At 63.5% G+C, this 8031-nt stretch carries 7 protein-coding genes; 2 read left to right on the top strand and 5 right to left on the bottom strand.

Translation table 11 applies throughout. The features are described from left to right. Positions 1 to 354: 354 nt before the first annotated feature. On the bottom strand, positions 355 to 885 hold the full coding sequence (locus ACTJKF_RS31100) for a cytochrome b (RefSeq protein WP_440628942.1): 531 nt from the start codon (positions 883 to 885) through the stop codon (positions 355 to 357). Further along, positions 885 to 1985: a catalase family peroxidase gene (locus ACTJKF_RS31095; protein ID WP_440628940.1), complete on the bottom strand. Its 1101-nt coding sequence runs from the start codon at positions 1983 to 1985 to the stop codon at positions 885 to 887. Before ACTJKF_RS31095 ends, ACTJKF_RS31100 begins: the two co-directional genes overlap by 1 nt. 155 nt (positions 1986 to 2140) lie before the next feature. Here ACTJKF_RS31095 and ACTJKF_RS31090 point away from each other — a divergent pair, with 155 nt between their 5' ends. Both ACTJKF_RS31090 and ACTJKF_RS31085 read left to right on the top strand, forming a co-directional pair. Then, entirely contained in the window at positions 2141 to 2659 is a 519-nt protein-coding gene (locus ACTJKF_RS31090) for a sigma-70 family RNA polymerase sigma factor (RefSeq protein WP_440628938.1), read from the top strand. Next, on the top strand, positions 2656 to 3417 hold the full coding sequence (locus ACTJKF_RS31085) for an anti-sigma factor family protein (RefSeq protein WP_440628937.1): 762 nt from the start codon (positions 2656 to 2658) through the stop codon (positions 3415 to 3417). Before ACTJKF_RS31090 ends, ACTJKF_RS31085 begins: the two co-directional genes overlap by 4 nt. Before the next feature lie 614 nt (positions 3418 to 4031). Here ACTJKF_RS31085 and ACTJKF_RS31080 read toward each other — a convergent pair. From ACTJKF_RS31080 to ACTJKF_RS31070, 3 genes are all read right to left on the bottom strand, one after another. After that, positions 4032 to 5102 (bottom strand): Imm72 family immunity protein, encoded by a 1071-nt coding sequence (locus ACTJKF_RS31080; protein ID WP_440628935.1) that lies wholly within the window; start codon positions 5100 to 5102, stop codon positions 4032 to 4034. Beyond that, positions 5099 to 6679 (bottom strand): hypothetical protein, encoded by a 1581-nt coding sequence (locus tag ACTJKF_RS31075; protein WP_440628933.1) that lies wholly within the window; start codon positions 6677 to 6679, stop codon positions 5099 to 5101. The genes ACTJKF_RS31080 and ACTJKF_RS31075 overlap by 4 nt, the downstream gene beginning before the upstream one ends. Positions 6680 to 6681: 2 nt before the next feature. Further along, a partial coding sequence (locus tag ACTJKF_RS31070; RefSeq protein ID WP_440628931.1) for a DUF2345 domain-containing protein occupies positions 6682 to 8031 on the bottom strand: 1350 nt, incomplete at its 5' end.

Below are 8031 nucleotides of genomic sequence, written 5' to 3'. Positions count from 1 at the left end.
TTTTCAGCAGCAGAGAAGCGAGATTATCAACCGTTTTTTAAAACTCGTCAACAACTTTTTTAACTACTTCGTTGCGACGACTGCGGTTTAAATCCTTGTGCGCTGGGGCTTTACAACCCGCCATCAACCGCACTGCTTCCCTTCTTTTCCCCCGCGCTGCGTTTCCGTTAGCGCGAAAGAGGCGTGATTCTAAGCACCTGCCCCTGACTCCGCAACCCCTTTTGTGAAATTATTTTGACGTGGGGTTCCAGCGGCCCGTTGAGGCGCCCCATTGATCATATATAAGCGATACGGCAGGCCAGACCCCGGTATCCCGTGAACCGTCCCGCCGCATCGAACGCAACCCTCAGCCGCTCACCGCCCCACCATCGCCCTCACCACCCCGTCCCGACGGATCAACCCGTGATACAACGCAGCGGCAAAGTGCAGGAGGAACGTAGCGAAGAACAGGTAAGCCAACAGCCGATGCGCGACCCGGAGCCAGGCAAACGCCACCGGGTCAGCCGAAACCAGCGCCGGCAATTGCACGCCACCGCCCAAGGTCACCGGATACCCGCCTGCCGACAGCATTGCCCACCCGATCAGCGGCATTGCCAACATCAGCGCATACAGCACCAGATGCGATCCATGCGCGGCAACCTTCTGCCAGGTGGGCAGATCCTCCGGCAACGCCGGCGGCTTCGACACGAACCGCACCACGATCCGCACGCAAACCAGCACCAGCACGGCAATCCCAAGCGGCTTATGCAACGCCACCAGGAAATCATGGCGCCCGGATACCGACGCCACCATCCCCACCCCGATGAACAGCATCGCGACGATCATCGCGGCCATCACCCAATGCAGCAGCCTCGCCGGCAAGCTAAACGTCGTAGCAACCTTCATCACCGTCCCTCCGCACTCAATCGCGCCGCTCCGGCCACGCCAGCCTCTTCACTCGTCCTGCGCAGATACGAATCCGCATACGCCGCCGACCGCGCCGGCAGCAATGGATCACCCGACACCTGAATCCCCTGCGGCAATACCGTCGGGTCGTAATTCACGTCCCGGCACGGCCCGCTGTCCTGCGGCTCCACGCGGTCGAGCACGAGCGTCCCCGCATCGATCGTCGTCCGCTGCGCGGGCCAGGTCTTCGTCGCGTCGTCCACCGGGTCGCCGGGCTCAGCCAGTGTGATCAGCAGCTTCCACTTCTGCGCACCGTCCGCGATGCGCCGCGTCAGGTCCTGCTGCAACACGTTCGGGTCCGCGGCCGTCGCGACGCCCCCGGCGCCGGCCGTCTGCTCCGGCACGACCCGCCATCTCACCGCCTGGCGCTTGCCCGCCGCGTCGACGAAGTAGAACGCGTTCAGCCCGTAATAGCTTTCGGTGACGTAGCTCGCGCTCGGCTTCGCACCCTTCACCCAGGCGCGGAACGCGGCCGTCTCCGGATGCGCGCCGAAGAACGCCTTCACTTTCGCCGGATCGGGCTTGCCCGTCGCCGGATCCGGCCGGGTCGCAAGCAACTGCGCGTAGAAGGCTTTCGGGGTCGCCACCGGAAACACGGGCATCGCGTTCATCCCCGTCCGCCATTGCTGGCCGTCCGGCGCGGTGAGCTTCAGCGCGAGGCTGCGGATCGGCACGCTGCTGTCAGGCGCATACGGATTCCCGCCCGGCAGCGCGAACCGCCCGACCAGCGGCGTGCGCACCGCCTTGAAGAACGGCGCGACCGAATACGCGCTCGCGGCGCCATTGCCTTCGAAGTAGCCGGTCACGCACACGCCCTTCGCGTGATTGCGCCGGAAGCCCGGATGCTCGCCGCCGGCTGTCTGCAGCGCGTCGACGATCCGGTGCGGGGTCAGACGCGCCGGCGCGAGCCAGCCGCCGACATACCCGAACGCCACGGCCACGCCAGCCACCGCGCCGCCGATCACGGCCCAGCGCCACAGCCCGCGCCCGCGCCCGGGCTCGCGCTCGCGCGGCGGCGAAGAAGAGGAAGATTGCTTCATGGATGCACTCCCGATCGTCAGATCATTGTCGAACGCGTGTAGGACGCCACCCGCGTCGCTTTATTCCATGAAGCAATTTTTCGTATGCTGACGGAATAAGCGGCGCCGACCGGCGTCCTACGCGGCATCTCATGCTTTCGGCTCCCGGCCCGGCCATGCCCCCAAACGCTCCCGACGACGACGCATTGCGCGAACTCATCCCCAGGCTGCGACGCTTCGCGCTCTGGCTGGCGCGCGACGTCCACGCCGCCGACGATCTCGTCCAGTCGACGCTCGAGCGCGCGCTGTCGCGCTGGGCGAGCCGCCGCGACGACGCATCGCTGCGCAGCTGGCTCTTCACGATCCTTTACCGGCAGTTTCTCGATGGCAAACGCAGTGCCAAGCGCTACGCGTGGTTGCTCGGCCGTATTCGCCGCGACGACGAGCGGCACTGGCCATCGGCCGAACGCGAGGTGACCGCGCGCGCGACGCTCGAAGCGTTCGGCCATCTGTCCGACGAGCAGCGCAGCCTGCTGTTGCTCGTCGCGGTCGAAGGCTTCACGTATCAGGAAGTCGCCGACCTGCTCGACGTGCCGATCGGCACCGTGATGTCGCGTCTCTCCCGCGCGCGCCAGGCGCTGCGCCAGCTCAGCGACGGCGAGCTCCCCGCTCCTTCTCTCCGCTTGATGAAATGAACAACCTCCGCCCCGACGAACACGATCTCCAGGCCTATGTCGACGGCCAGCTCGACGACGATGCGCGTGCCGCGGTCGAGCGATATCTCGCGCTGCATCCGGAGAGCGCGGAACAGGTGAAGCAATGGCAGCAGGATGCGCAGCGATTGCGGGCCGCGCTGGAAAGCGTGCGGATGCCTGGTGAGAATCCCGAGCTCGATCCGGCCGCGATTCGGGCTCGGCGCGCGGAGCGCTCGCGGATGCGGTTCGCGATGGCGGCTTCGTTCGTGTTCTGTATCGGGCTCGGGACTTTCGGTGGATGGCAGGCGCGCGGGTGGAACGCGCCACCGCCCATCGCACCGATGAGCGATGCGGTCGAGGCCTACCGGATGATGGTGGTCGACCAGACCGCGAAGGTCGATTTCCGGCCGACGGGTGCGAAGGATCTGCAGACGTGGATCACCCGGCGCGTGGGGGCATCGGCGCGGCTGCCGGATTTGAGTGCGGCGGGGTTCAAGCCGGTTGGCGGGCGGTTGTTTACGACGGACAGCGGAGCCACCGCTGCGATGGTGCTCTATGAGGACGACGCCGGACGAACGCTGAGCTTCTATCTCCGGCCCGCGGAGTCGAAACATCGGCTGCTGCCGGCCGGGCAACGCGTGGATGGCGCGTTGCTGGCGCGGTATGGGTCGGTGAACGGGCTTAATTATGCGATCGTCGGGCCCGCGGATAATCTGGGGGAACAGGCGGTCGTGCGGGCGCTTGATACGCAGATTTGAGCGGGGCGATGCGCGCCCTGCGGTCCGGCCGGTGCGGCTAGACCAGCCTGAAAGCGTTCACACTCACCGCTCAGGTTCACAGTGTTTGGATTCGCTTGGGTGATGGTTATCCACATCGCGAATCTCGTCGCGGTGCGTTCGCGAATGGGCGTACCCTCTTCGATTCCACCGTCACAGGATTTGGCGTCTTTTGGGCGGATTATCCACATCGGCCTCAACGGTTCAGCATGCCGTCGCCCCTCGAACCGCTCACCTTTGGGTTGCACAGGCAGCGATATCCCGGTCCTCCTCATCGCGCCGGCACACAGGGTTTCGATTCAGGTGTGCTCGGGTTGTTCACATGCGCGTGGGCGCACCTGATCGATGCTCACCGGTAAATCGCACAGCGTTTCTGATTGTCTTGCGCGCCGGTTGTCCACACTCGAAGACTAAGCGCTACAGCGGCACGGACGTCACTTGACCCACGTCCCGAGGGGCTTGCATTACCGAGCCCGCGCACACCGGGAGGCATCCTTGCAACGAACGTGACGGAACGGCGGCCCATCGTGCCGAAATTCAATCCGCTCATGGCTTTCCCCCGAGGCCGGCCATCCGCCCGTCCTTCCGTTTCCGCACTACGCACGCTTCACGAGACGCCATGTCACCCAGTGCACCTTGAGCTCGCCCAGGTTGTCCCTGACCAGCATGTCCGGCATGGCCGCCCCGGCCTCGACGCGCAGCGTCTTGCCGCCGTATTCGTCCGTCTGCCATTCACCGCTAACCGGGCAGATATCGCCAGTTCGGACCTGCGCGACGGGGTCACTGTTCGGTGCCGGCGCTAACGGCGGTTCGAGGAAATACTGCGATTCGTCGGGAATGACGCCGTCCGCGTATCGCTTGTCTTCCCACAACAGTCGCCAGTGCGTCTTGACGGGCACTCTCGCGTCGTCATCTCTGAGGTTCGGCGCGCAGATGTCGCGAATGAGGTAATTGAAGCAGCCGTTGCCGCGCAGACTGCGATCGCCGACCGGCACAATACCGAGCAATTTCGATTGCTCGACGGCAACCGGTTCCCAGATGCCGTCGCAAGGCACCTTCTCGCCCGACTTGATCACCGGGCCGACTGGTTCCGGAACCTCCGGCAAGTCCTCCGGAAACACTGGATACGGAAGCGTGTAGAAGGTGTTCCTGTATGCATTCGGGGACAGCAGCAGCCCCACCGAGCGTAGTTGTGCGAGATCGGTATGTCCCGGCTCGAACGGCGCATGCTCCATCTGATATTCCGATGCATGCAGCAATTGAGCCAGCGCATCGACCTTCGGCGGGTAGGGCGCAGCCTGCGCACCGCGATCCCAGTAATCGGGATGAGGGAAGAAATACGCGTTCAAATGGTTATACCGATCTACCGCGTATTGCAGCGGCTCGCCGCGCTGCCAAACGAACCGGTGCCCTTGGCCCAGTTCGGACAACCCTCGATCGTAGGCCGCGAGGATCTCGAAGATGGTCGGCAAATTATCTGCCGGCATGGGCTCCGGATCATCTTCGGGACAGGTCTTCACCGCGCTCTCGTATTCATTCGCGAAAATTGCAAACGCATCTCGCTTGCGCTTCCAGAGCGAATAACTGGTCAGCCGTTGAAGCAGCCAGAAAATCCTGCGCCGCGTCGTGTCATCCGTCATGTCGTATTGCTTGATCGTATTTCTCATCGCTGACCTTCGTAATTGGCTGCCGATCGTGTCGTTGCGGTCACTTTGCTGTTGGTCGTCTTGGTCTGGATTTCGTCACTCGCCAGCCGGCGCGTCTTCGTCGAGTAGTGGATGTCGTCCTCGTACTTGCTGTAGCCGTAGACCTTCTCGATATTCTCCCAGTTCGTCTTGTGGAACTCGATCTTGACGCCGTCGAACTCCCGTTGGACATACAGATCGGCGTGCCCAGTGACGTTCACGAACTGCTGCTTGATCTTGTTCCCTTCCTCGGTCACATATTCCGACAGCTTTCCGAAGTCGACGACCAATTGATCGCCGCCGCCCTCGAGATACTGCACGGGCGTCGCCGTGCCGTACTGCTCGGCAATCTTTCCGGCCCACGCATTGGCCGTCGGCATCCGCGCGCCGAAATCGTGTGGCAACTGCATGACCACGATGAACCCGTTACCGTTCCAGGTATCCAGCACCGCGGCGAGCCTGCGCCACTCCTCCGCGGTCTTCGGAGGCTCGCCGACACCCCAGAACGCAGGGTTCCTGCCGCCCGCCGTGCTGCCGTTCTTGTAACTCGCGAGTTCGGACGGATTGCCGAACACGCGATACACCTTCTTGCCCGCAAGCTCCTTGGCGGTCAGTGCCTTGATCTCGCCACTGAACGACGCAATGTCGAGAAAGACATCAGCGTCGTCGAACATCGGCATTGTGCCTTTCCGCTTGAGGATGTCTGGCCATCCCTGGGCAATTTTCGGGCCGTATTTCGCTATGAGCAGCGCTTCGACCTTACCTTCGTCAGCCAGGCATTCCGCCGACGGAAAGCGGCCCCGACGAATATCGCGGGCAAGCCTGCGCTCCTGCAGATATGCTTCGGCCTCACGCTGGAGCTTCGGTGCACCTCCTGTCGCAATTTCATGCACCTCGCCGCGATAGACCATGTTCTGCAGCACCTTGAGCTTCGCGTTCAGCTCCTTGATCGCCTCCGGCACGATCTTGTCTGCCATGTCCTGAATCGCGTGGAAGCCGCTACTCACACGCTCGAGCGCGGCCCGCCACTTGTCCGGCAGCATTCGACCGACACGCGCGCTGAGCGAACGCTCAATGGCCACGCGAACCGTCGCGCAAAAATCCTTCAGCCGGGAAATCGCTTGCGCCTGGTACTTGGCCAGGTCCAGCGCTCTCAACCACTTCGGTGCGTCGCCGTGCCCCATCCGGTTCAGGAACTGCACGACCACCTGGAGCAGCTCGGCATCTTTCGCGACATCCCCGGTGACCTTCAGCAGCAAACGCCCGACGCCCTTGATGACACCGCCCACTACCGGGATCAGCGCAAAGATGAGTACGACCAGCAGCACGCGCTGCATCGTATCGTTCCGCTTGACCGGATCCTGGCTCATGCCGATGCTGACGGCCAGCAGATCCCGAACGGCGGTCGCGTCGCCCACGAGCGGAATCATGCCGACCACCGCATCGACGATAATCTGGCTGATTGTCTGCTTTTCGTTGAATGCGCCTTCCAGCGTTCCCCAGCACCACTGCCCGACTTCCAGCGACGTTGCCCTGAAATCCTCGATCGTCCAGCTCACGCTCACGCTCCCCCGTGCTTGTTGATGATTGAATCGATGTCGGTATCGGAAAGACGCTCTCCCTTGTAATCGGGATTGGCGGTCGTATCCTTGCGCGCATACGCGCGCGCATCCGGCCCGAGCTCAACCTTGATGGCGCCGGCCGGCACGTTCTCCAGATGCATCCGGCCCTGCGAATCGAGCACGCCTTCGCGCGTGGTGCCATCGGGCAGCGTCGCGACATACTTCGCGCCCTGGACCGGCTCGTTGTCGTGATACTGATATTGCAGCGCCGCCGCATGCGTGGAAGTCGGCATCGCCGGCAGCGGATATGCCATGCTCGTCGGCCCCGCGAACGTATGCGATGCCCCTTTGATGTCGACCTTTCCAGGGGCATGAACCTCGACGTTGCCATCCTTGATCCGGATGTACGCCCCACCGCTCGTCAGCACGATCCCCTGATCGGCCGCGATCTCGATCCTATCGGTTGCGGACACAACCTTCACCGCCTTCTGCGCGGTCACCTCGACGTTGTCCGACTGCGCCTGGATCTCGACCTTGCCCTTGCCCGCGAACAGCTTCATCCCCGCGTTCTGCACGAACAGGCTCAGCTTCTGCCCGATGCTGCCGATCAGCGACTTGCCCGCCGCGACATGCACGCTCTGCCCGCTCGCAATATTCACGTGATCGTTCGCGACCATGTGCAGCGACTGCTGCGTCGACATCCCGATCCCCGACGGGCTGCCGAACAGCATCACCGGTTCCTTGAACGCATTCGCGCTGCCCGTGCCGCCGCCTGCCGTGCGCCCGCCGGACGCGCTGCCCGACGCACTGTCCTGCGTCGCGTCGGTGAACGCGCGCATCGTGTCGTGTGCGTCCTTGAGGCTTTCCGCCTGATGCTGCTCGCTGGCACCCGACATCGCCTCAACCAGGCTCTCGCCCGTCACGAGCTGCTGCTGCGCTTCCTTCACGTCGAGCGGCTGGCTGTTCGGCGCTTTCGGATGAGTCGTGACGTACAGGCCCTGACTCGCCCGCACCGCGCCATACGCATCCGAGCGCAGATCGAAACCACTGCCCAGATACGACCCACGCGAATTGCCGTTCTGGTCGATGAGGTAACCGAGATGCAGCAGGCTGTTCCCGCTGCTGCTCATCAGCTGCACCCGGTTCTGCCCGGTCGCGTCGTCCATCACGAGATGGTTGTAGCCGCTGCCCGAATACTCCTTCGATCGATACCCGGACAGAATCCCGTCGCTATGCCACTGCGGCTGGTTCGCGCCGTTGTACACGCGCCCGACCGCCAACGGCCGGTCGCAATCGCCGCCGACATAATCGATCAGCACTTCCTCGCCGATCCGCGGCACATGCACGCC

Source organism: Burkholderia sp. 22313, assembly GCF_052045245.1.
Lineage (GTDB): Bacteria > Pseudomonadota > Gammaproteobacteria > Burkholderiales > Burkholderiaceae > Burkholderia.
Note: the sequence above shows the minus strand (reverse complement) of the source record. Positions and strands in the feature narration are given on the sequence as shown.